The organism is Gemmatimonadota bacterium (assembly GCA_041390105.1).
Taxonomy (GTDB): domain Bacteria; phylum Gemmatimonadota; class Gemmatimonadetes; order Longimicrobiales; family Gaopeijiaceae; genus JAGQIF01.
Genome location: JAWKQO010000003.1, coordinates 143,662 through 170,547, shown reverse-complemented (window position 1 = coordinate 170,547; position 26,886 = coordinate 143,662). Strand labels below are relative to the sequence as shown.

General features: G+C 67.5%; 24 protein-coding genes. 18 read left to right on the top strand and 6 right to left on the bottom strand.

Annotated features, from left to right (window positions below; genetic code table 11):
- Positions 1-90: 90 nt before the first annotated feature.
- From R3E10_13865 to R3E10_13820, 10 genes are all read left to right on the top strand, one after another.
- On the top strand, positions 91-732 hold the full coding sequence (locus R3E10_13865; protein ID MEZ4416831.1) for a sigma-70 family RNA polymerase sigma factor: 642 nt from the start codon (positions 91-93) through the stop codon (positions 730-732).
- The gene (locus tag R3E10_13860; GenBank protein MEZ4416830.1) at positions 729-1,115 is read left to right on the top strand and encodes a hypothetical protein; all 387 of its coding nucleotides are present in this window, start codon (positions 729-731) and stop codon (positions 1,113-1,115) included. Before R3E10_13865 ends, R3E10_13860 begins: the two co-directional genes overlap by 4 nt.
- Positions 1,112-1,612 carry a hypothetical protein gene (locus R3E10_13855; protein MEZ4416829.1) on the top strand — a complete coding sequence of 167 codons (501 nt, stop codon included), beginning with the start codon at positions 1,112-1,114 and terminating at the stop codon, positions 1,610-1,612. The genes R3E10_13860 and R3E10_13855 overlap by 4 nt, the downstream gene beginning before the upstream one ends.
- 140 nt (positions 1,613-1,752) lie before the next feature.
- Positions 1,753-3,030 carry a hypothetical protein gene (locus R3E10_13850; protein MEZ4416828.1) on the top strand — a complete coding sequence of 426 codons (1,278 nt, stop codon included), beginning with the start codon at positions 1,753-1,755 and terminating at the stop codon, positions 3,028-3,030.
- A 7-nt stretch (positions 3,031-3,037) separates the two neighbouring features.
- Positions 3,038-4,081, top strand: a complete 1,044-nt coding sequence (locus R3E10_13845; GenBank protein ID MEZ4416827.1) for a metal ABC transporter substrate-binding protein — start codon at positions 3,038-3,040, stop codon at positions 4,079-4,081.
- 7 nt (positions 4,082-4,088) lie between these two features.
- Positions 4,089-4,958, top strand: coding sequence for a metal ABC transporter permease (locus R3E10_13840; protein ID MEZ4416826.1), 870 nt, complete (start codon positions 4,089-4,091; stop codon positions 4,956-4,958).
- A gap of 163 nt (positions 4,959-5,121) precedes the next feature.
- Complete coding sequence (locus R3E10_13835; protein ID MEZ4416825.1) at positions 5,122-5,598, top strand: hypothetical protein; 477 nt, start codon at positions 5,122-5,124, stop codon at positions 5,596-5,598.
- The gene (soxC, locus tag R3E10_13830) at positions 5,595-6,854 is read left to right on the top strand and encodes a sulfite dehydrogenase (GenBank protein MEZ4416824.1); all 1,260 of its coding nucleotides are present in this window, start codon (positions 5,595-5,597) and stop codon (positions 6,852-6,854) included. The genes R3E10_13835 and soxC overlap by 4 nt, the downstream gene beginning before the upstream one ends.
- Positions 6,851-7,486, top strand: coding sequence for a cytochrome c (locus R3E10_13825; protein MEZ4416823.1), 636 nt, complete (start codon positions 6,851-6,853; stop codon positions 7,484-7,486). The genes soxC and R3E10_13825 overlap by 4 nt, the downstream gene beginning before the upstream one ends.
- Positions 7,487-7,799: 313 nt before the next feature.
- On the top strand, positions 7,800-8,006 hold the full coding sequence (locus R3E10_13820) for a cold-shock protein (protein MEZ4416822.1): 207 nt from the start codon (positions 7,800-7,802) through the stop codon (positions 8,004-8,006).
- Positions 8,007-8,160: 154 nt separating this feature from the next.
- Here R3E10_13820 and R3E10_13815 read toward each other — a convergent pair whose 3' ends face one another.
- Positions 8,161-9,303, bottom strand: a complete 1,143-nt coding sequence (locus R3E10_13815) for a ThiF family adenylyltransferase (protein MEZ4416821.1) — start codon at positions 9,301-9,303, stop codon at positions 8,161-8,163.
- The gene (locus tag R3E10_13810; protein ID MEZ4416820.1) at positions 9,300-10,232 is read right to left on the bottom strand and encodes a bifunctional helix-turn-helix transcriptional regulator/GNAT family N-acetyltransferase; all 933 of its coding nucleotides are present in this window, start codon (positions 10,230-10,232) and stop codon (positions 9,300-9,302) included. The genes R3E10_13815 and R3E10_13810 overlap by 4 nt, the downstream gene beginning before the upstream one ends.
- Positions 10,233-10,361: 129 nt before the next feature.
- Between R3E10_13810 and R3E10_13805 the strand changes: the two genes are divergently transcribed.
- From R3E10_13805 to R3E10_13795, 3 genes are all read left to right on the top strand, one after another.
- Positions 10,362-10,820 (top strand): acyl-CoA thioesterase, encoded by a 459-nt coding sequence (locus tag R3E10_13805; GenBank protein MEZ4416819.1) that lies wholly within the window; start codon positions 10,362-10,364, stop codon positions 10,818-10,820.
- Between the two features lie 87 nt (positions 10,821-10,907).
- Positions 10,908-11,585, top strand: a complete 678-nt coding sequence (locus R3E10_13800; protein MEZ4416818.1) for a DUF1641 domain-containing protein — start codon at positions 10,908-10,910, stop codon at positions 11,583-11,585.
- 39 nt (positions 11,586-11,624) lie between these two features.
- Positions 11,625-12,818 carry an FAD/NAD(P)-binding oxidoreductase gene (locus R3E10_13795; protein ID MEZ4416817.1) on the top strand — a complete coding sequence of 398 codons (1,194 nt, stop codon included), beginning with the start codon at positions 11,625-11,627 and terminating at the stop codon, positions 12,816-12,818.
- 63 nt (positions 12,819-12,881) lie between these two features.
- Here R3E10_13795 and R3E10_13790 read toward each other — a convergent pair whose 3' ends face one another.
- The gene (locus R3E10_13790; protein MEZ4416816.1) at positions 12,882-13,217 is read right to left on the bottom strand and encodes a metalloregulator ArsR/SmtB family transcription factor; all 336 of its coding nucleotides are present in this window, start codon (positions 13,215-13,217) and stop codon (positions 12,882-12,884) included.
- Positions 13,214-14,758 carry a 4Fe-4S dicluster domain-containing protein gene (locus R3E10_13785; protein ID MEZ4416815.1) on the bottom strand — a complete coding sequence of 515 codons (1,545 nt, stop codon included), beginning with the start codon at positions 14,756-14,758 and terminating at the stop codon, positions 13,214-13,216. The genes R3E10_13790 and R3E10_13785 overlap by 4 nt, the downstream gene beginning before the upstream one ends.
- A gap of 134 nt (positions 14,759-14,892) precedes the next feature.
- Between R3E10_13785 and R3E10_13780 the strand changes: the two genes are divergently transcribed.
- From R3E10_13780 to R3E10_13770, 3 genes are read left to right on the top strand one after another with little or no spacing between them, the layout of a single operon-like run.
- Entirely contained in the window at positions 14,893-16,311 is a 1,419-nt protein-coding gene (locus R3E10_13780; protein MEZ4416814.1) for a rhodanese-like domain-containing protein, read from the top strand.
- On the top strand, positions 16,308-19,124 hold the full coding sequence (locus R3E10_13775; protein ID MEZ4416813.1) for a molybdopterin-dependent oxidoreductase: 2,817 nt from the start codon (positions 16,308-16,310) through the stop codon (positions 19,122-19,124). Before R3E10_13780 ends, R3E10_13775 begins: the two co-directional genes overlap by 4 nt.
- Positions 19,121-20,629: a SulP family inorganic anion transporter gene (locus tag R3E10_13770; protein ID MEZ4416812.1), complete on the top strand. Its 1,509-nt coding sequence runs from the start codon at positions 19,121-19,123 to the stop codon at positions 20,627-20,629. Before R3E10_13775 ends, R3E10_13770 begins: the two co-directional genes overlap by 4 nt.
- Before the next feature lie 186 nt (positions 20,630-20,815).
- Here the strand turns inward: R3E10_13770 and R3E10_13765 are convergent, their stop codons facing one another.
- Both R3E10_13765 and R3E10_13760 read right to left on the bottom strand, forming a co-directional pair.
- Entirely contained in the window at positions 20,816-21,124 is a 309-nt protein-coding gene (locus R3E10_13765; GenBank protein ID MEZ4416811.1) for an MGMT family protein, read from the bottom strand.
- A 5-nt stretch (positions 21,125-21,129) separates the two neighbouring features.
- Complete coding sequence (locus tag R3E10_13760; protein ID MEZ4416810.1) at positions 21,130-22,563, bottom strand: M20/M25/M40 family metallo-hydrolase; 1,434 nt, start codon at positions 22,561-22,563, stop codon at positions 21,130-21,132.
- A 321-nt stretch (positions 22,564-22,884) separates the two neighbouring features.
- Here R3E10_13760 and R3E10_13755 point away from each other — a divergent pair, with 321 nt between their 5' ends.
- Entirely contained in the window at positions 22,885-25,695 is a 2,811-nt protein-coding gene (locus tag R3E10_13755) for a TonB-dependent receptor (protein MEZ4416809.1), read from the top strand.
- A gap of 157 nt (positions 25,696-25,852) precedes the next feature.
- Entirely contained in the window at positions 25,853-26,872 is a 1,020-nt protein-coding gene (locus R3E10_13750; GenBank protein ID MEZ4416808.1) for a 1-aminocyclopropane-1-carboxylate deaminase, read from the top strand.
- Positions 26,873-26,886: the final 14 nt, after the last annotated feature.

Genomic DNA, 26,886 nt, shown 5'->3' with positions numbered 1-26,886 from the left:
CGGACCTAACGCGCGGGGTGGGCCCGCGGTCATGAAGGCAGATGAAGGTGACGCCATGTCCTGGAGATCGGGGTGGCTGGAGTTGAACCAGTGTGGTCGGTCGCGCGACCGGTGAGCGACGAGGATCTCTCCCGCGCCCGCGCCGATGGTCCCGACGGTGTCGTCGACGCGGAGCTCGTGGCCCGAGCCCGTGAAGGCGACAGCACCGCCTTCGGGGACCTGGTGCGTCGTCACCTGGCCGTGGCCTTCGCGACCGCACGACCGCTGGTGGCGACGGACGAGGATGCGGAGGACGTCTGTCAGGACGCGTTCATCCGCGCTTTGGAGCGACTGGACGATTGCCGGGAGCCCGACCACTTCCGCGCCTGGTTCCTGAGCATCGTGCGCAACCGGGCCCACAATGTGCGGAAGTACCAGCAGGTGCGTCACACGGAGCCCCTCGAGGGGGAGCGGGCCGGTGGGTCGAGCTCTCCCGAAGCGGATGCGGAGCGCGCGGAGATGCGCGAGCGGACGGAAGAAGCGTTGAAGGAACTGACGGAGCTCCAGCGTTCGGTGTTGGTGCTCCACGATCACGAAGGATGGAAGCACGCGGAGATCGGCGCGCGTCTGGGGATCTCCGATGGGGGATCCCGCTTCCATCTGCATGCGGCCCGCAAGCGGTTGCGCAGTCTGCTGGCGGACCTCGCGCCGTCCACAGGGCGGTGGACTTCCCGAGGGGAGGACGAGGAATGAACGAGAGAGACGACAAGGTGGTGGGCCACATCGGTCCGACCGTCTACGGGACGCTCGATCCGGCGGAAGACCCGGGTCGGTGGGAGGCCGTTGTCGATCGTATCGTTGCGGCGGCCGGGCCGGAGTTGCGGCGGCGGGCCCTGGGCCAGTGGAGCTTGGCCGGTGCCCTGGAGCGTTGGCGGCGGGCTGGGATGGCCGCGGCCGGCATCGTAGCGGCGGCCGCCTCCATCGCGCTGTTCATGCTGGGCACACCGGCGATCGAGGCCGAAGCGGCCATGGTGCACCCGGCCGATGCCCTGCTGCCCGACATGGCCGATTGGCTGGTGACGGGGGAAGCCCCGACGGTGGTCGCGTTGCTGGGTGAGTTTGGAGAGGCCCGATGAGCGACCGCCGCGGCGCCGGGTGGATGGGCCCGGCCGGACTGATTCTGTCGGTCTTCGTGGCCGGCGCTTTGACCGGTGCGGCGGGCGCCCGCTGGGTCGATCGCCGTCCGCCGGGGCTACCGCCTGGAGTGGAACGTGCGGACGGTCGCGAGCCGGGCCGGCGTGACGAAGGACGTCGTTCCCGGTCCAGCAACCGGTTCCTCGAGGAGATCACCGAGCGACTGCATCTGTCGGATACGCAACGCACCCAGATCGACAGCATCGTGCAGGCCCAGCGGCGTCGCAGCCGCGAAGTGATGGAGAGCATCCGTCCCGAGCTGAGCGCGACGCTGGATTCCATGAACACTGCCATCGAAGCCGTACTCGATCCGGAGCAACGCCCCGAGTTCGAGCAGATCCTGGACGAGGTGCGGCAGCGCTCCGATCGGGCCAGCGGTCCCCCTCGGGGCGGACCCCCTGGCGGGGGGCCTCCAGGCGGGGGACCGGGCCCGCGCTGACGGGTGAGATCGGTTTTGCATTCCCGGTGTAGCACCTAGCTTGGAGGACGGGAGCGGAGAGGCTCCCGTCCTCGTCTTCTGCGAAGGAGCGCGGTACGAGCAAGGTCCGCCGCATCACAGGGCTGGGTGTCACGTGCTGGATGCTCCTGTTCGGTGCTCCTCGCGGGCTGACGGCCCAGCAGCCGACCCAGGCACAGGTCGATTCGCTGAGAGCGGAGATCGCGCGACTCACCGCCGCGCTCGACAGCCTGCGTTCCCGAGTGGGGTCCCCCGCGGCACCCGAGCCCGCACCGCAGAACGAGCTGGCCCGCCTGCGCGCCGCTGCCGCCGCAGCTGCGGCCAATGCGGGCGCTCCCGACACGGCTCGGCCTGCGCCGCAGGAGTTCGTAGGAAGGCAGCGCTCCCTCCAGGCGCTGAATCCCGAGATCAGCTTGACCGGCGACTTCTTCGGCGCTGTCCGCTCCATGGATGCGAGCGAGGACAACTTCGTCCCTCGCGAGATCGAGCTGGCGCTGCAATCCGCGCTCGATCCGTTTTCCCGCGCCAAGGTCTTCGCTGGCATCGAAACGCCCGGGATCGACGTGGCACCCTTCGAGGAGGGCGCCGCGGAGGAGGAGCACGGCGGCGGCATCTCCATCGAGGAGGCCTATCTGGAGTGGGTGAACCTGCCTGGGGGCATCTCCGCGAAGGTGGGGCAGTTCTACCAGCAGTTCGGCACCATGAACCGCTGGCATTCGCACGCCCTCTACTCCCACTCCAGGTCGCTGCCCGCCCTCGCCTTCATCGGCGAGGAGCCGCTGGCTCAGGCGGGCGTATCGATCCACTGGCTCGCCCCCACGTCCCTCCTGGGGGGGACCTACCAGGTGACGGGCGAGCTCACGCGCAGCTCCAACGAGACTCTGTTCGGGACGTCGACCGGACCCACGTGGTTGGGCCACCTGAACGCCTTCTATCCGCTCGGGAGCGCCTTCGATCTCGATCTGGGCATGAGCGCCCTGACCGGCCGCGCCGTGACCGAGGCCGCCGAGTTCGACCGACACGTGTGGACCGTGGAGGGGGCGCTCACCTGGTCCCCGCCGGGTCGGACGCTCTATCGGGGGCTGGTGTTGCGTGGGGGCGTTCTGAACCGATCAGGTGTGCCCGCGGGACCGGGGTCCGCCCGGGGCGCCTGGGGGCTGTTCGAAACACGGCTGTCCCAGCAATGGTACCTCGGTGGCAGGGCCGATTGGAGTGAGAACCCGGAGGATCCGGATTCGACGGCCCGGCTGTTCGGGCCCACGTTGACGTGGTGGCAGAGCGAATACGTGCGCCTGCGTGCCGAGTACGCGTGGCTGGACGGGAGCGCTTCGGAAGGCTCCGGGTTGTTTACCCTCCAGTTCACGTGGTCGATGGGGCCGCACAAGCACGAGACGTACTGAGGGAGCGATGATGGGAGCTTCGATCGTTGTGTGGGCCAGCCTCCTGCTGGGGACGGGCGGGGCGCCTCCGGCACCCGTGAAGGTGGTGACCACGCTACCGGTGTATGCCGATCTCGTGCGTGCGATCGGAGGCAGTGAGGTCGACGTGACGTCGATCGCGACCGCCAGCGACGACGCCCATTTCGTGCGCCCCAAACCCAGCTTCGCCCTGGCGCTCAAGAACGCGGATCTGTTCGTGACCACGGGCCTCGACCTCGAGCTCTGGGCCCCCACGCTGCTGGATCGCGCGGGGAATCCGCGGGTGTCCGAAGGAGGCGTCGGCTACGTCACCGCCTACACGGGGATCAAGCTCCTCGAGGTGCCGGTGGCTGCCGATCGCAGCGCGGGCGATGTGCACATCTACGGCAATCCGCATCTCACGTCCGATCCGCTGCGCACGTTGCAGGTCGCGGAGAACATCGCCACCGGCCTCAAGCGGGTGGCACCCGATCGGGCCGCGCTGTTCGATCGCAATCTGGCGTCGTTCCGGGATCAGTTGGACCGGAAGCTCTTCGGCGATGCCCTGGTGGAGGCGTTGGGCGCGGAAACACTGGAGCAGCTGGCGCGCTCAGGTGGGCTGATGGACTTCCTCGCCAGCAACCAACTGGCGGGCCACCCCCTCAGCGAGTCGTTGGGTGGGTGGCTGAAGACCGCCGAGGCGTTTCGCGGCAAGGGTCTGATCTGCTACCACAAGAACTGGGCGTACTTCGAGGAGCGCTTCGGTGTGACCTGCGTCGACTACGTCGAAGCCAAGCCGGGTATCCCTCCGACGCCAGGACACGTGGCCGAGCTGATCGACCTGATGAAGACTCGCGGGATCCGCGTCCTGCTCGCGGCCAGCTACTTCGACCGCGGCAAGGTGACCAGCGTCGCGGACCGCGGCGGCGCAGAGGCAGTCATGGTCCCTCTCTACTCGGATGGCACGCGGGGCGCCGCAGGATACTTCTCCATGGTCGACGACTGGGTGACCCGGCTGGCGGCCGCCTTCCAACACAGCGCTGCTTCGGAATGAGGTCCTGATGCTCGAGCTTCTGCTGCCTCCCCTCGCAGCCGCGCTCGTCATTCTCTTCATGCACGCCTACCTCGGCCTCCACGTTCTGGCCCGGGGCGTGATCTTCGTGGATCTGGCTTTTGCTCAGATCGCTGCGTTGGGCGCCACCGGGGGCATGCTCGTGGGGCTCGAGCCCGGCACTCCCGGATCCCTGACCTGGGCGTTCGGCGCCACCTTCCTGGGCGCCATCCTGTTCAGCGTGTCCCGGATGGAGGAGTCGCCGGTGCCGCAGGAGGCCATCATCGGGATCACCTACGTGGTGGCCTCGGCGGCCGTGCTCTTGCTGGCCGGCTTCACAGCCGAGGGGGCCGAGCATGTGAGCGAGACCTTGACCGGTACGCTCATCTGGGCGGACTGGCGAAAGGTCATGACCCTGGTGCTCGCCTATCTGGTCATCGGTGGGTTTCACTGGTTGTTCCGGCGCCCGTTGCTGCAAGCGTCGTTCACCCCCCACCCGACCAACCTGCGCCGACGCTGGGACTTTCTGTTCTACATGTCCCTGGGAATCACCATCAGCTTCTCCGTCGAGATCGCGGGCGTGCTGATGGTCTTCAGCGCATTGGTGATTCCAGGGGTGATCGCCTTCTTCTTCACGAACCGCTTCGACCGGGCCCTCGTCCTGGCGTGGGCGGTCGGCACTGCGGCGATCGTGGCCGGCATCGTCGCGTCGTTCGTCTTCGACATCGCCACCGGTCCGCTGCTGGTGTGTTCCTTCGGGATGGCGCTCGTGATCGCTGCACTCTTGCGCCTGGCCTTCCGGGTGCGTCCGGGTGGGCGTATCGAGCTGCCGTCCAGCATCGGGGATCCGCGCGGACCGCTCTGGAACGGCGAGGAGTAGCTCGAGCCTGACGGCACCATGCGGTGCCGCGTCCCGTAGGATCGATGGTCAACTGCAGGCTCCGGTCGGACGCGTCAGGACCTCCGCCCCCGACTGGGCGCCGGGACTCACCAGGGGGCCCCCCGGATGGGTGGGCCGGCGGCGGAGGTCGAGGCGTGGGGCGATGAAACTGGCGTTCGGGATGGGAACGGGAGTGGCACTGGCGCTGCTGGTGGCGGCGCCCGCGGCTGCCCAGGGTGTTTCGTGGGGTGTCCGAGGAGGCCTGACCTTGGATCCGGACGGCTTCATGTTCGGCGCCCACGCGGAGGTGGAGGTCGCCGAGGTGCCGGAGTTGCTCATCGTGCCCAGCGTCGACGTCTCCTTCGGAGAGGAGTTCTCCATCGGCTACTCGGCCATTCGGCTGACCGGAAACGGGCACTGGCGCTTCGAGGTGGGCGAGAACTTCGTCCCATTTGCCTTGGGGGGGCTCTCGATCTACTTCTTCGACGCCGATACGCCCGGCCTGCGGGGAGGATCTTCTACCGATATGGGCTTGAACGTGGGCGGGGGCCTCGACTTCGGCGTGCTCTCCACCGAGCTGTGGGTGGGCATCTCCGACATTCCCAACCTGACGCTGGCCGCAGCCTACACGTTCCCATGACCTCGAAGCGTGACCAGAACGGATCTCTGACACGGCGTACGCTTCTGGCGGGCGCAGCGGGTGCGCTGGGCGCGTCCGTGCTGGGAGGCGGAGTGCTCGCCGAGGCCGGCGCAGCGGAGGGTGGAGCCGTCGAGTCGGCAGCGCAGGACGCGAGCGTCGATCCGACCTCCGTACAGGGGCGGCTCCCGAACGAGCTGGGGGAGCGCTCTCCGTTCGTGCGGCCTCGCCGGGACCCGAGCGCGACCTCGTCACGCACGCCGCTGCAGGATCTGCACGGGGTCATCACGCCTTCGGATGTGCACTTCGAGCGGCATCACGCGGGCGTGGCGCAGGTCGATCCCAGCACCTACCGCCTGCTGATCCACGGGATGGTGGAGCGTCCCACGGTCTTCACCTTGGACGACCTGCTGCGCTTCCCCTCGGTGTCCCGCGTCCATTTCCTGGAGTGCTCGGGGAACTTCCCGACTCGCGCCGGTCCCGAGACGCTGGCCCAGAACGTGTGCGGGCTCACGAGCACCAGCGAATGGACGGGAGTCCCGCTGTCGATCTTGCTGCGCGAGGTGGGCGCTCGCCCTGAAGCCACGTGGATGATTGCCGAAGGCCAGGACGCGGCGGTCATGGCCAGAAGCATCCCCATGGAGAAGGCCTGGGACGATGCCATGATCGCGTACGGCCAGAACGGCGAGCCTCTGCGGCCCGAGCAGGGCTACCCGGCGCGTCTGTTCCTCCCCGGATGGGAGGGCAACACCAATGTGAAGTGGCTGCGTCGCCTGGAGCTGACCGACGGTCCGCTCATGGCCCGGGACGAGACGTCGAAGTACACCGACCCCCTGCACGACGGGAAGGTGCGTCAGTTTTCGTTCGTCATCGACGCACGCTCGATCATCACCACCCCGTCCTATCCGCAGCGGATCCAGCCGGGCTGGAACGAGATCCGGGGCATTGCCTGGAGCGGCCGCGGGCGCATCGCGCAGGTCGAGGTCAGCGTGGACGGTGGGACGACCTGGCAGAGGGCCGACCTGCAGGAGCCGGTGTTCTCCAAGGCGCACACACGCTTCCGCTTCATGTGGAACTGGTCGGGTGAGCGGGCGGAGATCGCCAGCCGAGCCGTGGACGAGACCGGCTATGTGCAGCCGACGCGCGAACAGCTGATCGCAGCGCGTAGCGCCCGCACGTCCTATCACTTGAACCCGATCACGGCCTGGGTCGTCGACTCCGACGGTCGTGTCACGTATCGCGAGGAGCCTTGGGGATGACGGGGTGGGCGATCCGTAGCGCTCCCCGAATTGCGTTGGTGGCGGCCTCCGCCGCCTGGGGCGGTTGCCAGGTGGGACCCGACAGCCCCCAGGCCGACGGCGCGACGGGACGGGCAGCCGCCCCGGCGGCGGCCCCGGCGGCCTCGCAGACGCCACCGGAGCAGTGGGGTCTCGGCAGCCATGCGGTCGACTCCTTCGTCGTGGCCTGGGACCGGGACGTCCGGCCGGACGGGGTGGGACTTCCGCCGGGGCGAGGCACCGCCCGTGAGGGCGCGGCCCTCTTCCAGGACCTCTGTGCCTCCTGTCACGGGCCGGAGGGCGAGGGCATGGGCATCAACCCGGCGCTGGTGGGGCGGGGGACGGCGGAGGAGCGCTTCCGGGCTCGAAGCATTGGCGAGTTTTGGCCTTACTCCACAACACTTTACGACTATATCCGCCGTTCCATGCCCCAGACGGCGCCGGGCTCCCTGCAGCCGGATCAGATCTATTCCCTGGTCGCGTGGCTGCTGGCGGAGAATGACCGGATCGGACCGGACGATGTGGTCGATGCCTCCAGCCTGCCGGCCGTCCCCATGCCCGGTCGGGAGCGATTCGTCCAGGACGACCGCACGGGAGGGCCGCAGGTCCGCTAGGGACGGGGCCGGCCGCAGGTCCGCTAGGGACGGGGCCGCAGGTCCGCTAGGGACGGGGAGTTGCGCCTTCGGGCCCCTCCCCTTGACGCCCCTGGTGCGGCCGTTCATCCTTCAAGCACTGTGGCGAGGTGCCACAATGTGGGCTGCTACGAACATGCTGAAGGGGCGGAAAGCCTGAGCGACTTGGGTCTTTCCGCTTTTTACTTGTACGGACGACCCACTGAACTCAGCGTGGACATCCACGCAAGGATTGGTGAGTCGCCCCGGGGTACGGATCTCCGACTCGAGCGACGAACACCAGGGAAACAGGAAGATGCGTACCAAAGGCACCGTGAAGTGGTTCAACGACGAGAAGGGCTTCGGCTTCATCACTGTGGAGGGCGGCGGCAAGGACTGCTTCGTCCATCATTCCGCGATCAAGGCCGACGGCTTCCGTTCGCTGAACGAAGGTGACAAGGTGGAGTTCGACATGGTCCAGGGCACCAAGGGCCCGGCCGCGGAGAACGTCACCAAGGTCTGACGCTTCGGCGCTCTGATCGAAACGTCGGGGCCGTTCCGAGAGATCGGGACGGCCCCTTCGTCATTCATTGGAATCGCCAGGGGCCGGACCCGCCCGGAGGCCGGACCGTTCGCGCTACCGCCAGAGATTCTCTGCACACGTGGGGCGAGCTTCCCTAGTTGTCTTCGCTTTCCCCGTCCATCGCCAACAGGGCATCAAGGTCGATCTGAAGCACTTGTGCGCGCAGGGGCTCCCCGAGTAGCAGCCGTCGAGCCACATGCCCGACCTCGCCGGCTGCGAGCCGGATTTCGCTGGCGAGCTGAGGATAGCCGCAGAGGTGTTCGCCCACCTGGAGGAGCGACTGTCGTGAACGCGGACTGATTCCGTCCCATCCTCCCAGCCAGACCGACAGGTCCTTCCAGAAGTCGAGCGCGCTGGCGTATTCCTGGCGCGGGCGCTGGGCCCGGCCAATCCGTCCGTGAAAGAGCGGGAGATGGGTGTTGCGCCCATAGGGCTCGACGCTCAAGAACCCACGCTCGTCGCCGGCGTAGGCAACGTCGATTCCGCGTGCTCGGGCCGCCTCCCGCAGCACCAGCTTCATCTCCAGGCCGTCGCACTCGTCGAGCAGCAGGTCCAGGCCCTCCATGAAGTCGTCGAGGTTCCCTGCCGTGACACCGTCGGCGAACACTTCGACGCGCAGGTAGGGATCGATGCGCGCGATGCGGCGAGCGGCCACGGTGGTCTTGGGGAGCCCCAGGTCTTCGCAGCCGGCCTGCAGACGGTTGAGATTGGAGAGGTCGAGATGGTCGAAGTCGGCGATCCTCAACGTGCCGCAGAGATGCTCCTGGGCGAGCGTGACCGCGGCCTCGGCGCCTACGGACAGGCCGACGACCCCCACGGTCTTGCCCCGCAGGAGCTCCATCTCCTCCAGTGTGAGCTTGTCGCGATTGCGGTTGGTGATCACCTCGAAGTACTCGTCCTCGTCCAGTAGATGGACGACCGTACGGCTCCACGGGTACCACACCCAGGTGCCGGCCGTCAGGACCGAAGCGGAGTCGACCCTTTCGGCGACGAATCGCTCGCGCGCGCCGAGGGCGTTCGGCTGGGGGAAGCGAGCCGCGGCCAGATCCAACACCTGCCGCTCGTAGGCATCGACGACCTGGAGATGGTGGCGAGCGCACACCTGTGCAAAACGGGCCTCGTCGCCCGGTGAAAGGCGCAGGAGCTCGGGAGCATGGCTCTCCCACAGCGCCGCCGACGCCGCAACGTCCAACGCGGCGGACCACTCGGTGAGCGAGAGTCTGTGGCGCGGCTTCATAGCGCGAGCTCCCAGGTCTCTCCGATCAGATCGTGCCCGAAGGAGTGATGAGGCTCGGAGGCGACGAGTTGATAGCCCTCCGTCTCGTAGATACGGCGGGCTGCCGTCAGGACGCTGTTGGTCCAGAGCGTGATGGTGTGATAGCCGACCCGACGCGCGAAGCGTGCGCATTCCTGCACCAGCCGACGCCCCACGCCCAGGCCGCGGGCCGAGGGCTCCACCAGCAGCAGCCGCAGTCGTGCCGTGCCAGCCCGATCGGGATGCGCCACCAGCATCACCGCTCCCACGTTCTCTCCGTCCCGCTCGGCGATCCAGCAGCGTTCACGCGCGGGATCGAAGTGCTTGGAGAAGTGGGAGACGACCTCGGCGACCAGCCCTTCGAATCGCTCGTCCCAACCGTATTCCTGGCTGTACAGCACCCCATGCCGCTGGACGATCCACCCGAGGTCGCCCGGCTGCGGTGGGCGCAGAATGTACGGAACGCGTCGTTCCGGCTCGGCACCCAGGATCGTCTCGATGGTGCGCATCGCCTCCAGGAGCCGCATTTGTTCGTCGTCGCTGAGCGACGTGAGGAGCGCGCCGATCTCCCGTTTCGAGCTCTCGTTCAGGCGGGCGAAAGCCTCGTGCCCCTGGTCGGACAGGCTGAGGTCGTGGCTGCGGCCGTCGCGCTCGGACCGGGACCTCACAACCAGGTCCTTCGATTCCAGCGCCTTGATGACGCGGCTCAGGTATCCCGCGTCGAGACGCAGCTCCTGGCTCAGCTCGGAGGCCGTGGTGTGCTCGTGATGGGCGAGTTCGTAGAGGACCCGTGCCTCGGCCAGGGAATAGGGGCTCTTGAGGAGTCCCTCTTCCAGCGCCCCCACCTGGCGGGTATAGAATCGATTGAACCGGCGTACGGCCTCGACGCGCGGCGTCGGGGTAGTGCTCACTCGAACTCCTGGACGGGGGTTCGTTCGGGACAAAAGCAAGTATATAGTTGCTAAAAGCAACTATCAACAGGTGCAGACCCCTGTCGCCGCTGGAAGTCCCAAGAGGGCGGCTTGAAGGAGGAGCGCGGGATGGCGAACTGGAGCAAGACCTTCGAGGTCCGATGGGCGGACCTCGACTCGAACCAGCACATGCGCCACACGGCCTATGCCGACTACGGCACCCACGTTCGCATGTCCTATCTGGCCAGTCGCGGCTTCGACCAGGGGCGCATGGTTCAGCTCGGGTTCGGCGCGGTGATCCTGCGGGAGGAAAACCTCTACTTGAAGGAAGTGGGCGCGGGGGACGTCCTCACCTACGATCTGCAGCTTGCCGGGGTCTCGCCCGAGGGAACGAGGTTTCGGTTGCGGCATGAAGCCCGTCGTGGGGACGGACGGACGGCTGTTCGCATCACGGTCGAGGGTGGATGGTTGGATCTGAAGGAACGACGGCTGCGGCCGCCGCCTGCTGGCCTACGGGAGGCCCTGGCCGATCTGCCACGCAGCGCGGACTTCGAAGAGCTGCCCGAGCAGGGTCGGCGCCGAAGCTGATCGTCGCGCTTGCGACCGGATGGGAGAGCGCCGCAGGTTGGAAACCCGTTTCCCACGACCGGTGGGGCCCACAGTGGAGGTGAAGGAATGGACTCGGGTCCGAACGGTGCTGTTCTGAAGCGCAAGCTGGAAGACCCTCACGTTGCCTCCGTCCTGGCCAGGCTCCTCGACCGGATCGACGAGTTGGAGCAGGCCGTCCTTCGGCTGACCGAGCTCGTACAGGTGGGGCCGGGTGCGCTGGCGGCGTTCACGGACGCCGTGGACGAGACGATTCGCGAGGCGAAGGCGCAGGACGTCGACGTCGATGCTCGCACCCGCGAAGCCCTGCATCTGCTCAAGCGGCTCACCGATCCCAAGCTGGCCATCTCCCTCAATCGCCTCCTCGATCTTGTCGAGGGAAGCGAGGGGACTCTGGCGATGCTGGGCGATACCGCGGACGACCTGGCCCGGGAAATGGATCTGCCCGCGCGGTCCCGGGCGGGCGGCGCCCTCCTGGAGAAGGCGACGAGGCCCGATACGCTGCGGCAGTTGGCCGAGATGTTCGACGTGCTGCTGGAAGCAGACTCGGGAATGCTGGACGCGCACGCTGTTCGCACGCTCGGCATCACTGCTCAGTCGCTGGTGGCCGCGCGCGAGCGGCCCGAGCGCCGGGCATCGATCTGGGCGCTGCTGCGTGCGGGGAAGGAGCCGGAGCTTCAACGGGCACTCGGCTTCCTGCTCGACTTTGGCAAAGAATTCGGTGCTCGCGTCGACCGAGCGCGCTGACCTGTGGTCGGGCAGCAGCCCGACGTTTCTGGAGGGAGCATGAAGGACCACTATCGGGTGCTGATCGTGGGTGGAGGCAGCGCAGGCCTCAGCGTCGCGTCCCGGCTGGCCGCACAACCGGATGCTCCGGATCTCGGCATCATCGAGCCGTCCGAGAAACACTACTATCAGCCGCTGTGGACCTTGGTGGGTGCGGGAGTGTTCCCGCGCGAGGAAACCGAGCGCTCCGAAAGGGACTACATCCCAGCCGGCGCGGATTGGATCCACGATCGCGTGGAGACGTTCGATCCCGCCAACAACACGGTCACGACCGCATCGGGGCGGACCATCGGATACGACTTCCTGGTGGTGACCGCAGGCATCCAGCTGGACTGGGGCGCCATCCCCGGGCTTGCTGAAAGCGTCGGCAAGCCCGGTACCGGGGTGTGCTCCAACTACTCATACGAGACCGTCCCGTCTACCTGGGCGAACCTGCAGGCGCTCAAGAGCGGAACGGCCCTGTTCACACAGCCGAGCACCGGTATCAAGTGTGCGGGCGCTCCGCAGAAGATCTGCTACCTGGCCGACGACTACTTTCGTCGCGCCGGCGTGCGATCGAACATCAAGGTGGTGTTCGTCTCGGGAACGGGCGGGATCTTCGCCGTCAAGAAGTATGCGGACTCGCTCTATCGCGTCATCGAACGCAAGGGAATCGAGACGCACTTCAACCAGGAGTTGGTGGCCCTGCGTCCCGACGCCAAAGAGGCGATCTTCGAGCCGGTCGGCGGTGGGGAGCAGACCGTCATTCGCTACGACATGATCCATGTCACGCCGCGGCAGAGCGCGCCGGATTTCATCAAGAAGAGCCCGTTGGCCGCTTCCACCGGGTGGGTCGATGTGGATCAAGCCACCCTGCGCCATGTCCGTTTTGCCAACGTGTTCTCCTGCGGCGACTGCAGCAGCCTGCCGACCTCCAAGACCGGCGCGGCCATTCGCAAGCAAGCGCCAACGCTGGCCGAGAACCTGCTGGCGGCCCTGCGCGGTCATGATCTGCCCGCACGCTACGATGGCTACACGTCCTGCCCACTGGTGACTGGTTACGGAAGCCTGATCCTGGCGGAGTTCGACTACGACAAGGTCCCGAAGGAGTCGTTCCCCTTCGACCAGTCCCAGGAGCGCTACAGCATGTACGCGCTGAAGGCCTACGCACTGCCCCGGATGTACTGGCACGGGATGCTGCGCGGCCGCGCGTGACGGGGGCGGGCGCCAGCGGCGGCGCCCCACTGCCAGGTTGGGCGCCTCTCGACGAAGAGGCGGCTAGGGCGCGGACCGCGCCCGCCCGCGCGTCCCCGTGGCTCCCTCTGGGAGTCGTGCGCACATGACCATGCAAAGCGTTTCCACACCGGCGTCCGCCACCCGGTAGCGCACCCAGAGCCCTTCCTTGCGCCTGCGGACGAACCCTGCTTTGTGCAGGATTTGCAGGTGCTTGGACACGTTGGCCTGCCTGAGCCCCGTCAGCTCGACCAACTCGGAGACCGAACGCTCTCCCGACAGCAGACAATTGAGCACGGAGAGCCGCGACGGGTCCGCCAGGACGCGGAAACGGCCGGCCACCTGCTCCAGCTGTTCCGGTGTCAACGGCGTGGTGCTCATGCCAGGGGCACCCTTTGGCCCGCCTGCACGAAGCCGTGCTCGAAGAGGAAGAGGCCCACCAGCCCGGCGATGAAGGAGGGCATTCCCAGCCACGGTGCGGCCAGCGCGACCAGCGACAGCAGGAGGCCACCCCAGTAGAAGCCCGCGAAGTGACCACGGATCAATTCATGGTGAGCCAAGCGCGCGTGCGCCGTTGCTCCTCCCACCCAGATATCGCTCACCATCAGGAACAGGTGTCCGGCCGCAGCGATGGCGAACACCCAACGGAGTGCCGGCAGCGGCCACACGCCGAAGGCCGGGGCCAGCAGGCCCAGGACGCCCGCTCCGGCCATCACGGCCTGAGCGAGCAGGTGCACCGGCAGCATGGGGTTCTGCCACAGGTCGCGACCACGCGACTGGCCGAAGAGGAACGCGGTGTAGATGGCCGTGAGCACGGCCAGCACGCCTCCCAGCGGCGCCACCATCCGGATCAGGGGCGCGCGCCCCGTCAGGCCGAAGGCCATGTGCGCCACCAGGACCAGTGCGTAGCCGGTGATGATGAAGCCGCCGCGCACCAGCCAGCTCTTCCACTGGGGGCGGAGGAAGAGGAGGTAGAAACGCTCCGGATGCTCGAGGTCCCAGATCAGGAGCACGCCCGTCAGGCCCAGGAACACGAGTCCCACGAGCGGTGCCGCCCAGCTCCACAGACTCCCCGTCCACCCCAGCAGACCCGACACGGCCAGAAGCAGAGGGGCCAGGTACGCACCGGCGGCGATGGACTTGGTCCAGGTGTACAGGGAGACCCGCCAGTCCCAGGGAGCGCTGTGGGCGACGTCATAGGCCAGGAGTGCGGCCGCGGACGAGTTGTGCCGGCCGGGATGTCCGGACGTCACCGCATGCGGGCCGCTCGGCTGTTGGCTCCACATGAAGAGTCCACCATCCGGGCGCTGCGCGGCCAGGGGGTCCAACGTGAACTGGGTGGCACCCCGGTAGAAGAGCTTGGGGCGTGTCTCCTTCTCCGGTCGCCGCACCGAGACCGGCTCCCGGTGCACGATCTGGGAGACCGCCGACTGGGCATCCTCCAGGTCGCCCACCAGGATCGCCTGCGTCGGACACACCACGACGCACGCCGGTTCGAGTCCGACGTCCAGGCGATGCGCGCAGAAGTTGCACTTCTCGGCCGAGTGATCGTCGGGATTGATGAAGATCGCGTCGTAGGGGCAGGCTGCGATGCACGCCTTGCAGCCGATACAAGCGGCCTTGTCGAAGTCCACGATCCCGTCGGTTCGACGGAACATGGCCGCGGTCGGGCAGGCGTGGACGCAGGGGGGATCGTCACACTGGTTGCAGCGCGTCACCTGGAAGGAGCGCCGGACCTGCGGGAACTCCCCGACCTCCACGTACTTGACGTAGGTGCGGTTGACCGAGAGCGGAACCAGGTTCTCGGACTTGCACGCGGTGGAGCAGGCGTGGCAGCCGATGCACCGCGTGTGGTCGATGACCTTGGCCCAGCGCTGGACGGGGGCTTGCGTCGGGGCAGCAGAGGCGGCTGTGGGGTTCACTCCGGCGGCTCCCAGGCGGGGGGCGAGTCGATGTTGACACATATAACCATGGAGGCATATACTCGGCAAGCAGGGCAGCAGAGGCCTGATCGTCCGGCGGGCCTCGCCGATTTCCGTTGGCCGTTGGGGGGATCATGTTCTTTCGTCAGATCTTCGAAGAGAAGCTCGCCCAGTACGCCTACCTCGTCGGGTGTCAGCGCACTGGTGAGGCGCTGGTGATCGATCCGATGCGTGACGTGGCGCGCTACCGGAAGATCGCGGAAGAAGAGGGGCTGCGTCTGGTGGCCGCAACGGAAACACACATCCACGCGGACTTCCTCTCCGGGATCCGCGAGCTTGCCGAGCTGCACGGCGTCAAAGCGTATCTGTCCGCGGAGGGCGGCGCCGGTTGGGAGTACACCTGGCCGGAGAGGGGACGGCACGACGTCCACTTCTTGAAGCACGGCGACCACTTTCGCGTGGGAAACATCCGCATCGAGGCGGTGCACACGCCTGGGCACACTCCCGAGCACCTCAGCTTCCTGATCACGGACGAGGGCGGCGGGGCCAACGAGCCCATGGGCATCGCCTCCGGGGACTTCGTGTTCGTGGGTGATCTGGGCCGCCCCGACCTGCTCGAGACGGCCGCGGGCGTGGAGGGCGCCATGGAGCCTTCGGCCCGCCGGCTCTGGGAGTCCGCGACCCGGTTCCTCGAACTGCCCGACTATCTACAGGTCTGGCCTGGACACGGCGCCGGGAGCGCCTGCGGCAAGGCGCTGGGCGCCGTTCCGGAAACCACGGTCGGCTATGAACGGCGCTTCAGCCCCGCCCTGGACATGGTGCAACGCAGCCAGAACGACTTCGTCGATTTCATCCTCACCGGTCAGCCCGAGCCGCCGGTGTACTTCGCCGAGATGAAGCGCCTCAACCGCGATGGGGCCCCGGTGCTGGGGCAGATCCCCCGCGCTCGGCGGCTGGACCAGGCGGCCCTCACGGCGGCGCTTGCGGATACCACCAGGACGGTGGTCGACGCGCGCGTCAATCGTCGCGACTTCATGGAAGGGCACTTGCCGGGCACGCTCTACGCACCCTTCGACAAGAGCTTCCCCACCATCGTGGGGTCGTACGTGCTTCCCGAGTCCGAAGTGGTGCTCATCATCGAAGAGGCGTTCATCGAGGAGGCGATCCTCGACCTGATCCGCATCGGCTACGATCATGTAGGTGCCTATGTCACACCCGACGTGGTGGAGTCGTCGAGTGGCCTGAAGGCGATCGATGTGATCGATATCACGGAGATGGATCGTCGGCAGAAGGCCGAGGGCGGATTGGTGTTGGATGTCCGGCGCCTGGACGAGTTCGAGGCCAGCCACGTACCGGGCGCCCTGAACATCGCCCACACCCGTTTGCGGGTTCGGGAGGCGGAGCTTCCCAAGGACCGCGAGATCCTGGTCCACTGCCGGACCGGGGCGCGGGCGGCTCCGGCGGTTGCCTTGCTCCAGAGGGACGGATACGACGTGGTCTACGTCGATGGGGAATTCGGGTCGTGGCGCCCGACCGTGGCGGCCAAGGCATGACCCCACTCTCCCCCTTTCCTCCAAAGGAACGCTGGGACGACTGGACCGAGCTGGACACCCAGGCCTGGCCGCGTCGCAAGGAGTGCCGGTATGCGCTGATTCCGACGACCTGCTTCAACTGCGAGTCGGCCTGCGGGTTGCTCGCCTATGTGGATCACGCCACCGGACAGGTGCGCAAGCTCGAGGGGAACCCCGAGCATCCGGGTTCCCGGGGTCGCAACTGCGCGAAGGGGCCTGCGACGCTCAACCAGATCCAGGATCCTGACCGGATCCTGCACCCGCTGCGTCGGGTGGGTGAGCGGGGACAAGGCCACTGGGAGCAGGTGAGCTGGGACGAGGCGCTCGACGACATCGCCCGTCGCGTCCGAGCCGCCCTCACGGAGCAGCGGGGCGAAGACGTGATGTACCACGTCGGCCGCCCCGGCGAAGACGGTTTCACCGAGCGCATGATCGCCCAGTGGGGCATCGACGGACACAACTCCCACACCAACATCTGTTCGGCTGGTGCGCGCACGGGGTACGCGTTCTGGATGGGGATCGACCGGCCCAGCCCTGATCACCAGAACGCCAAGGTGATCCTGTTGATGTCCAGCCACCTGGAGGCGGGTCACTACTTCAATCCCCACGCGCAACGCATCATGGAGGGCAAGAAGCGAGGCGCCAAGGTCATCGTGCTCGATACGCGCCTCTCCAATACGGCGACACACGCCGACTACTGGCTCTCGCCCTATCCGGGCTCAGAAGCTGCCATTTTCCTCGCCATGGCCGCGCATCTCATCCGCACGCGCCGCTACGACGCGGAGTTCGTGCGTCGCTGGTGGAATTGGGAGGAGTACCTCGAGCAGATGGCCCCGGACGCCGAGCCCACCTTCGAGCGTTTCCACGAGTCGCTGCTGACGATCTACGCCGACTACACGTTCGAGTACGCCGCTGCGGAGTCCGGTGTCGCCGCCGACGTGCTCGAGGAAGTCGCGGAGGTGGTCGCGGAGGCAGGACCCCAGTTGGCAAGCCACACCTGGCGCTCCGCCTCCGCGGGCAACCTGGGCGGTTGGCAGACCTCACGCACCCTGTTCATGCTGAATGCCCTGCTGGGGGCGATCGCGGTGCCGGGGGGGACCTACCCGAACGCGTGGAACAAGTACGTGCCGCGCCCGATCCAATTGCCGCGGCACCCCGCCACCTGGAACGACATGACCTGGCCGGACGAGTATCCGCTGGCGCACATGGAAATGTCATTCTTGTTGCCGCATTTGCTGCGCCGACGGGAGCGGCCGCTCGAGGTCTACTTCAGCCGTGTCTACAATCCCGTCTGGACCAACCCCGACGGATTCAGCTGGATCGAGATGCTGACGGATCCCGCCCGCATCGGACTCCATGTGGCGCTGACACCCACGTGGAACGAAACCGCGTACTTCGCGGACTATGTGCTCCCCATGGGCCTATCCTCTGAGCGGCACGACCTCACGTCGTACGAGCAGTACGACGGGCAGTGGATCGCCTTCCGACAGCCGGTGCTGCGAGAGGCCCGGACCCGGGGTGGGGAATCGGTCTCCGACACACGCGACGTCAACCCGGGTCAGGTCTGGGAGGAGAACGAGTTCTGGATCGACCTCACCTGGAGGATCGATCCGGACGGCAGCCTGGGCATCCGGTCGTTCTTCGAATCCAGGGCCCGTCCCGGTGAGAAACTCACCGTGGACGAGTACTACGGATGGCTGTTCGAGCACTCCGTACCCGGCCTGCCGGAGGCCGCGGCGGCGAAGGGCCTGACGCCGCTGCAGTACATGCGGCGCTTTGGTGCGTTCGAGGTGAGTCGTGGCGTGGGTGCGGTCTACCAGGAATCGGTCGCCGCCGACGAGCTGCAGGACGCACGCACGGACGAGCAGGGCCGTGTGTTCACGCGTGCACCCAAGCCGGCGACCCACAACGTCGTTCCCCTGCCCGTGCTGGACCCGGACGCGGAGGGGCGCCGCCGGGTGGGTGTCGATGTGGATGGCGAGATCAAGCGGGGGTTCCCGACCCCGAGTGGCCGCCTCGAGTTCTGGTCGCGGACTGTGGCGGAATGGGGCTGGCCCGAGTTGGCCATTCCCACGTACGTGAAGAGTCAGATCCATCCGGATCATCTCGAGGAAGGGCAAGTGCCCCTGATCGCGACGTTCCGACTGCCGGTACACATCCATACGCGGAGCGCCAACGCCAAGTGGTTGGATGAGATCGCGCACTCGAATCCCCTCTGGATCCACCCGCAGCGCGCGAACGCGCTGGGAGTGAAGACGGGGGATCTGGTGCGTGTCGAGACGCGGATCGGGTACTTCGTGCTGCGAGCCTGGGTCACAGAGGGGATCCGCCCCGACGTGGTCGCGTGCTCCCACCACATGGGACGCTGGCGTGTCGAGGGGCCGGGACAGCGAGCCGGGATGGCAACCGTCCAGTTGCAGCGCACCGGAAGTGGCTGGTCGCTGCGGCAGAGCAGCGGTCCCGGCCCTTTCGCGTCCGCGGACGCGGACACAGCACGCATCTGGTGGACCGACGCCGGCGTGCACCAGAATCTGACCTTCGGTGTGCAGCCGGATCCCATTTCCGGCGCGCATTGTTGGCATCAAGCGGTGCGGGTCCGTCGGGCCGAGCCGGGCGACCGCTACGGAGACGTACACGTGGACACGGAGAAGTCGCGCGCGGTATACGAAGAATGGCTGCAGCGCGCCCGTCCGGCCTCGCGGTTCTCACCGGACGGCACGCGGCGACCCTATTGGTTGCTGCGGCCGGTGCGGCCGGAGCGTGACGCCTATCGCCTGCCGGAGAGGGAGCGCTGAAACCGCGCTTTTCGTGGCACGACATCATCGCCGGCGTCTCGGTGGCGCTGGTTCTGATCCCGCAGGCGCTGGCGTACGCCGACGTGGCGGGGTTGCCTGGGCAACACGGACTCTGGGCTGCGGCCGCCGCGCCCATCGCTGCGGCGTTGTTCGCTTCGTCTCCATTCCTGCAGACGGGCCCTGTCGCCGTCACGTCGCTGCTGACCCTCGGTGCGTTGGTACAGCTCGCGCCGGCTGGAAGTCCCCGCTACGTAGCCCTGGCCGCCTTGTTGGCGCTGCTGGTTGGCGTTGTCCGCCTCACGATCGGGCTCTTCCAGGTGGGGTGGATCAGCTATCTGATGTCGCAGCCGGTGATCCTGGGCTTCATGTCGGCGGCGAGCGTATTGATTGCTGCGTCGCAGGTGCCCGGCCTGGTGGGCGTACCCAAGGGTGGAGCAGGCGTTCTGGCGGATGCCGTCACCGCACTGTCCTCACCCGCGACCTGGTCGCGGGAGGCACTGGTGCTGGGGGCCGCCTCCATCGCGGTGATCGTCGGCCTGCGCCGCTGGTGGCCGCGCATCCCCGGCGTGCTGGTCGTGGCGGCGGGGGCGTTGGTGTACTCGCGCACGATGGAGTTCCAGGGCCCGGTGACCGGATCCATCACGGCCGGGCTCCCGCACCTGTCGTTGCGGCTCCCGTGGTCGGCCGTGCCGGCGCTGCTGCTCCCGGGCCTGGTGATCGCATTGGTGGGCTTCGCCGACGCGGCAGCCATCGCCCGGACCTATGCGACCCGGGACCGGCAGTCCTGGGATCCCGACCGGGAATTCATCGGGCAGGGCTTCGCCAACGTCGCGTCCGGACTGGTGGGCGGCTTCGCGGTCGGCGGTTCGTTCGCCCGTTCCAGCCTGGGACGCCTGGCCGGAGCACGTTCCCGTTGGGCCGGCTTCGTCACCGGTCTGACGGTGCTGGCGTTCCTGCCCTTCGCGGACATGCTCCGGGCGATGCCCAGCGCGGCCTTGGCGGCGATCGTGATCACGGCCACCTGGAGCCTCATCGATGTGAAGGCCATCGCGCGGGTGACGCGGTTGTCCGTCTCGCAAGGCGTGGTGGCCCTGACCACGTTCGCGACGACGCTCCTGTTCGCGCCGCGGATCGATCTGGCGGTCCTGCTCGGCATCGCCACCTCGTTGGCCGTGCACGCCTATCGTGAGCTGCGCCTGGTGCCGAACCTGCGAATCGACGGAGACGTCATCGAAGTGGCTCCGCAGGGCGTGCTGTGGTTCGCCTCGGCACCGTTCCTGGAGCCGGAGCTCCTGTGGGCCCTCTCCCAGTACGAAGGGGCCAAGGTGCTGCGCGTCGATCTCAAGGGCTTGGGCCGCATCGACCTGTCAGGAGCCCTCGCGCTGCGGCGCATCCTGGACGATGCCCGCGACGCCGGACTGGTCACGGAGCTGGTCGGAGTCCCGGTCCACGCGGAGCGCTGGGTGCGGAAGGTCCTCTCCCCGGACGGCGGGGAGGAGCCCTAAGAGGGCGTATCCATGCCAGGTTCCCGCGCGTCGGACGCACCAGATCGTTGGGACGTGATTGCTCGCCTGTTCCACGAGGCCCGCCTCCTGCCGCCCGACGGACGCGATGCCTTCCTCGAGGCCGAGGCGCCCGACGATCCCACGTTGCGCGCTGAGCGCAGGGGCCGCGATTTCGGGTGCCACACCCTACACGCCAAAACGCTCCAGATCGATTCGTCCGCCTGCGGTGAAGCGCACGCCTTCCTCGTTCAACAGTGCGCGCTGGATGCGCTCGGAGAGCGGTCCTGCGCTTCGTTTGGAGATCTCGCCGCGCGCGTTCACCACACGGTGCCAGGGCACGTCGTGGTCCGTGGGAAGTGCCGCCAAGGCGTACCCCACCTGGCGGGCGTGGCCCGGCAGACCCGCCGAGCGGGCCAGTGCCCCGTAGGTGGACACCCGGCCCGGCGGGATGGCCCGCACGACCCGGTAGATGCGCTCGTAGCGGGACTCGCCCACCTCGGTCAGTTTGCCAGGCCCGCGTAGGTGATCGCGAACAGCAGGCCCTGCTTGAGGCCGGGCCAGAGCTGCGCGATCTCCGCGCTTTCGGTGACGTCGTGGGACGTGCTCCTCAGTCGCACCGGGTCGTATCCGCTGAGTGTACCGACCGGGTCGCCGAAGTCCTCCCGCACCCCGCCCCGGAAGGACATGGCCGGCATGCCCGAGGCGAACGCCCGCACGCAGTCGCCGCACCCGGTCGTGGGATCGATCAGCGGCTCGCTGCCGTAGAGCGCGACTCCCGCCGCGGCCGCCACCCGGGCAGGTCGGTTGTCCGCCGGGTTCCAACCGGGCACCCCTGCCTCGGTGCCGTTGACCGAGTTGATCTCGTAGCTGAACGAGAATCCCCCTCCCATGCGGGCCGTCTCTTCGGCCGCGATACGCCGGATGGCGTCGTGCGCCTGCTGCAAGCGCGCGTTCGCGTCCGAGCGCATGTCGAAGCGGACCCAGGCCTCGCTGGCTGGCCGTGCGATGATGTCGCTGGCGTGGATCATGGCCATGTTCAGGTAGAGCACTGCTGAGTTGGGATCGGGCTGCACCCGCACCGGGAATGGCTCCTCGCCGGCGCGCGGGTCACGCACTTCCTCACTCAAGCGCACCAGGATGCGACCCAGGGCGTCGACCGCATGCGGCGACCAGCGATCGCCCTCGAAGGGGGCGAAGACCCGGAGCTGGCTGCGGTTGCGCAGCGGCGTGCTCCCCGTGGTGACGCCCGCGCCCCCGCGACCGTGGAACTGCATCAGGATGTCCCCACGCCGCCAGTCCAGGTCGCGAGGCACATGGGCGCGCACCAGGTGCTCGACGCCGGGGCTGGCGTCCGGGTGATCCGGTCCGTGCGGCGCTTCCTCCCCGGTGAGACCGACGAACCAGATGTCGCCGCGGGTCTCGATACCGGCGGCATTCAGTGCGCGCAGCACGCCCAACATCTGGGTCACGCCGGCCAGGTCGTCGAAGGCGGCGGGGCACCAGACCCGACCGTCGGCGATGAACGCCTCCACGGACTGGCCCTCCGGGGAGAGAGCGACGTTGTCGTGGTGCGCGTTCAGCACCACGGTGGGGCCGCCCCCGACGCCGCGACGGATCCCGATCACGGTACCTGAATCGTCGATGCGCACGTCATCGAGCCCGTAGATCCGAAAGAGCTTGTACAGCAGCCGAGAGCGGTTGCCTTCCCGGCCGGAGGCGCCGTCGGCGTTGCAGAGGGAAAGCCATTCCGTGAGCGTCTCGTCGCGCGAGGCGCGCACGTACTCCATCGCGCGCTGTACTGCAGGGGACTGCAGCATCGTGCGCACCTCGCCGAGCTCACCCGAGAGATCTGGGGTCTGGGCCGGGAGGGGACGGGGCCCGACTGACCCCAGGAGCAGGAAGCCCAATGCCAGGAGCCGCGAAGGTCGGATCATGGGACGGCCGAGTTCTGAAGTGGATGGTCTCGCTGACGCCAAGCTAGGGTGGGGCCGGGCCTGGCGGAAACTGATCTCGGCGGCGCGAGCGGGAGCCCCCGGCCGTCGCTCGCCGTCCGCGCGCGCTGCGGCGACCCGCGCCGGGAGGCGGGTCGGAGGGCCCTGAAAACCCTTGCAGCACGGGGAAGCGGCCCCGTATCGTGGGCATGTCTTCCCCCCGGGCGACGGATGCCTTGCTCTGGGTCCAGCCCTCATCTCGCACTGGCGGTCCGTTCGGGGCGCTCAGGTGCGCGACGGAAGAACCTTGGAAGGAGGAGCACGATGGCTCGAGTGTTACGAATCCTGCTTGCTCTGGCGCTGTTCGTGGTGTTGCCCCGCGGGGTGGCAGCGCAGAACGGCACCGTTGCGGGCCGCGTCACCGGCGAGGACGGCTCGGCCTTGATCGGAGCACAGGTCAGCCTTTCAGGCACCGGGCAGGGAGCGATCACCAACGCCCGCGGGGCGTTCTTGATCGTCAATGTCCCGCCTGGCTCCTACACGCTGCAGGTGCAGATGCTGGGATACCAGGATTCCGAGGTGACCGTCCAGGTCGCCGCGGGGCAGACCGTCACCCACAACTTCCGCATCACCCAGACCGCGGTGGCCATCGAAGGGGTGGCCGTCACGGTGGGTTCCCGGCGCGCGGTCACGGCCGCCGACGAGTTGGCTGTCCCCGTGGACGTGTTCAGCGCCGACGAGATCCAGATGGCTACGCCACAACTGGAGGTGGCCACCATCCTGCAGGAGCTGTCACCGGCGATCTACTTCCCGCGTCCTCAGATCGCCGACCTGACGTCGGGCGTGCGGCCCTTCCAGCTCCGTGGCCTGAGCCCGGACCACTCCCTGGTGCTGATCAACGGCAAGCGCAGGCACTCCACGGCAGTCGTGCACGTCTTCGGTGCCGCATCCGGAGGCGCTGGATCCAGCGGCGTGGACATGAACGCCATCGTCCCGTCGGCCATGGGTGGAATGGAGATCCTGCGCGACGGGGCCGCGGCCCAGTACGGGTCGGATGCCATCGCCGGAGTGATCAACGTGCAGCTCCGCGACGACATCCATCGTCCGGAGTTTTCGGCGTCGGTGGGACAGTACCGGCCCGAGTACTTCGATCCCGATGGCGAGCGCTTCGAGTTTACCGGAAGCTCCGGCTGGGGACTCGGTGAGCGTGGCACGCTGGTGCTCAGCGGTATGTTCTCCAGCCGCGCCGAGACCGAACGGGCCGGCCCCGACCCGCGCGACCAGATCGTCCCGGGCGACGCGGACGTGGTGGCGGACACCAATGGCGACGGCATCAACGAGATCATCCAGAAGAACAATGCGGTGCCCATGCCCAACCACGTGATCGGGGATGGCGCCAGCAAGAACGGTGGTGGGTTCTTCAACCTCAACTACGCGCTCAACGAGGACCAGACCCACAACCTGTACGGGTTCGGAGGCTACACCTTCCGCCGCGACCTGCACAGCGGCTTCTATCGGCGCGGGTTGGACAACCGCAACTGGCCGCAGATCTTCCCGCTCGGGTTCCTCCCGCATTTCCGCGGGGATGCCACCGACTTCATGTGGGTGAGCGGAGTCCGCGGGTTCGCAGGGCAGTGGAACTACGACATCAGTGGCCAGTGGGGTCGCAATTCGCTGGACACGGATATCTACCAGACGATGAACGTGTCGTTGGGACCGTGCCTGGATGCGAGCTGCAGCAACGCGCCCGGCGAGTCGCTGGGACCGGGGCCCGATGGGGTGCCTGGCACGGGGGACGAGATCCCCAACAAGACCGACGTCTACGCCGGAAAGCTGATCAGCAACCAAGCAGTCGTCTCCGCGGACTTCAACCGCGGCGTCGACATCGGCGCCTCTTCGCCGCTGAATCTGGCCGTGGGGCTCGCCTTCCGTGCCGACAACTTCCAGATCGAGGCCGGCGAAGCCGCGTCCTATGTCAACGGAAACCATCCGACCCGCTCAGGCGGCACCGCCGCGGTGGGGAGCCAGGTGTTTACGGGCTTCCGACCCGATCAGGCGGTCGACAAGTGGCGCTCCAACGTCGGCGCCTACGTGGATGTGGAGACGGACGTTACCGAGCGGCTGCTGGTGGCGGCCGCCGCGCGCTTCGAGAACTACAGCGACTTCGGAAGCACGGTGACCGGGAAGATCGCCACGCGCTTGCAGGCGGGCGATCAGTTCATCCTGCGTGGTGCGGTGAGCACGGGATTCCGCGCTCCCAACTTGAACCAGAGCTACTACAGCCACGTTTCGACGGGCTTCCGCACGGATCCGAACAATCCTGGCAACCAGATCGCCTACGAGATCGGTGAGATCCCGGTCGAATCGCCGGAAGCGAGGGCGTTGGGGGCAGAGTCCCTCCGCGAGGAGACTTCGACCAACTACAGCGGCGGAATCGCGTTCACGCCCGTCGAGCGCCTCACCTTCACGGTGGACGGCTACCTCATCGATCTGCGTGACCGGATCATCCTGACCGGTTCATTGGAGGGTCCAACGGTCGAGGCGCTGTTGGCCCAGTTCGGCGCACCCACGGTGAAGTTCTTCACCAACGCCGTGGACACGCGCACCAAGGGCGTCGATGTGACCGCCCGTTACCGCCACTTGTTGCCGGCGGGCACCTATCTCGAGCTTCTGGCCCAGTACAACCGGAACTCGATCGAGGTCACCGACGTGCACGTGCCGGCCGTGATCCAGGAGATCGCGGACCAGGTGTTCGATAGTGGCGACCGTTACGTGCTGGAGAATGGACGGCCCCGGGATCGTGCGACCACGCGAGCGCGTTTCGTGCACGAGAGGTTCGATGTCGGGCTGGCCGGGAACTGGTACGGCCAGCAGGTGGATCGTCTGGAGGAGGGCGCGACGCCGGCCCAGGACGTGTTCCTGGAGAACGGGCCGCACTTCGTGATGGACGGCGATGCCAGCTACAACGTCACGGACGGTATCCGACTGTCCATCGGCGCCGAGAACCTGCTGAACGCACGTCCGGTGGTGGTGCCCGAGGGCTACAACTTCTCGGGCATCTTCCCGTTCGACAGCTCCTCGGGGCTGAGCATGAACGGGCGCTACATCTATACGAAGGTGAACGTGAAGTTCTAGGCGTACTACGTCTCCAGGGCGGCCCTTGCGGTCGTTCCGGGCTTCGAGGGGCACCCCGCACGGGGTGCCCCTTCGACGTTTCCTGGGGGGCGGCGCGGCGCCTGGCGAGAGCGTAGCTTGCACCCGACCCCTCGCACCCACTCCGGCCCCGAGTCCCATGAGCCTCGACGATTTCCGGCGCGTCCCACTCCTCTTCGGCCCCTCCCCCATCCACCCCCTCCCTCGCCTCAGTGAGGCTCTGGGCGGCAAGGTCGAGGTCTGGGCCAAGCGCGAGGACTGCAACTCGGGGATCGCCTACGGGGGCAACAAGGTCCGCAAGCTCGAATACCTCGTTGCCGAAGCCCTCGACCAGGGATGCGACACGCTCGTGTCCATCGGGGGCATCCAGTCCAACCACACACGGCAGGTGACCGGTGTGGCTCGCCATCTGGGAATGGGGGCAGTCACCGTGCAGGAGGCCTGGGTGGACTGGCCCGACATGAACTACGACAAGGTGGGCAACATCCAACTCACCCGGATCCTCGGAGGAGACCTGCGCATCGACCCCGCCGGCTTCGACATCGGGATCCGGGACAGCTGGAAGCGGGCCCTGGAGTCCGTGGTGGAGGCGGGAGGAAAGCCCTATCCAATCCCCGCGGGCGCCTCCGACCATCCCCTGGGCGGGCTGGGCTTCGCCAACTGGGCCCGTGAGGTGGCGGAGCAGGAAGCCGGGCTGGGGATCTTCTTCGACCACGTGATCGTGTGCACCGTGACAGGCTCCAGCCATGCCGGCATGATCGCCGGCTTCGCGCTGGAGAAGGGGCGTGCCCGTCGGGTGGTGGGGATCGATGCGTCGGCCACCATCGAGAAGACGCGCGCGCAAGTCACCCGCATCGCCGTGGCCACAGCGGAGAAGATCGGCGTCGGTCGTTCCCTGCGCGAAGACGAGATCACCATCGTGACCGGCTACGAGGGGCCCGCCTACGGCATCCCGGACGAGCGGACCGTCGACGCCATCCACCTGGCTGCCCGTACCGAGGGCATGCTCACCGATCCCGTCTATGAAGGAAAGTCGATGGCGGGCCTGATCGGTCTGGTCCAGGACGGAACCATTCCGCCGGGCTCGAAGGTCCTCTACTGCCACCTGGGTGGACAGCCGGCGCTGCCCGCCTATGCGGGAGCGCGCGGGCTGGGCTGATCCGCACAGGTCGG

Bases quoted from the DNA above. Each gene is read 5' to 3' on its own strand.
- R3E10_13815 (MEZ4416821.1), bottom strand. From the start codon at position 9,303: ATGAAGCCGCGCCACAGACTCTCGCTCACCGAGTGGTCCGCCGCGTTG.
- R3E10_13840 (MEZ4416826.1), top strand. From the start codon at position 4,089: ATGCTCGAGCTTCTGCTGCCTCCCCTCGCAGCCGCGCTCGTCATTCTC.
- R3E10_13845 (MEZ4416827.1), top strand. From the start codon at position 3,038: ATGATGGGAGCTTCGATCGTTGTGTGGGCCAGCCTCCTGCTGGGGACG.
- R3E10_13760 (MEZ4416810.1), bottom strand. From the start codon at position 22,563: ATGATCCGACCTTCGCGGCTCCTGGCATTGGGCTTCCTGCTCCTGGGG.
- R3E10_13790 (MEZ4416816.1), bottom strand. From the start codon at position 13,217: ATGAGCACCACGCCGTTGACACCGGAACAGCTGGAGCAGGTGGCCGGC.
- R3E10_13825 (MEZ4416823.1), top strand. From the start codon at position 6,851: ATGACGGGGTGGGCGATCCGTAGCGCTCCCCGAATTGCGTTGGTGGCG.
- R3E10_13805 (MEZ4416819.1), top strand. From the start codon at position 10,362: ATGGCGAACTGGAGCAAGACCTTCGAGGTCCGATGGGCGGACCTCGAC.
- R3E10_13860 (MEZ4416830.1), top strand. From the start codon at position 729: ATGAACGAGAGAGACGACAAGGTGGTGGGCCACATCGGTCCGACCGTC.
- R3E10_13780 (MEZ4416814.1), top strand. From the start codon at position 14,893: ATGTTCTTTCGTCAGATCTTCGAAGAGAAGCTCGCCCAGTACGCCTAC.
- R3E10_13750 (MEZ4416808.1), top strand. From the start codon at position 25,853: ATGAGCCTCGACGATTTCCGGCGCGTCCCACTCCTCTTCGGCCCCTCC.
- R3E10_13795 (MEZ4416817.1), top strand. From the start codon at position 11,625: ATGAAGGACCACTATCGGGTGCTGATCGTGGGTGGAGGCAGCGCAGGC.
- soxC (MEZ4416824.1), top strand. From the start codon at position 5,595: ATGACCTCGAAGCGTGACCAGAACGGATCTCTGACACGGCGTACGCTT.
- R3E10_13855 (MEZ4416829.1), top strand. From the start codon at position 1,112: ATGAGCGACCGCCGCGGCGCCGGGTGGATGGGCCCGGCCGGACTGATT.
- R3E10_13755 (MEZ4416809.1), top strand. From the start codon at position 22,885: ATGGCTCGAGTGTTACGAATCCTGCTTGCTCTGGCGCTGTTCGTGGTG.
- R3E10_13775 (MEZ4416813.1), top strand. From the start codon at position 16,308: ATGACCCCACTCTCCCCCTTTCCTCCAAAGGAACGCTGGGACGACTGG.
- R3E10_13800 (MEZ4416818.1), top strand. From the start codon at position 10,908: ATGGACTCGGGTCCGAACGGTGCTGTTCTGAAGCGCAAGCTGGAAGAC.
- R3E10_13850 (MEZ4416828.1), top strand. From the start codon at position 1,753: ATGCTCCTGTTCGGTGCTCCTCGCGGGCTGACGGCCCAGCAGCCGACC.
- R3E10_13835 (MEZ4416825.1), top strand. From the start codon at position 5,122: ATGAAACTGGCGTTCGGGATGGGAACGGGAGTGGCACTGGCGCTGCTG.
- R3E10_13820 (MEZ4416822.1), top strand. From the start codon at position 7,800: ATGCGTACCAAAGGCACCGTGAAGTGGTTCAACGACGAGAAGGGCTTC.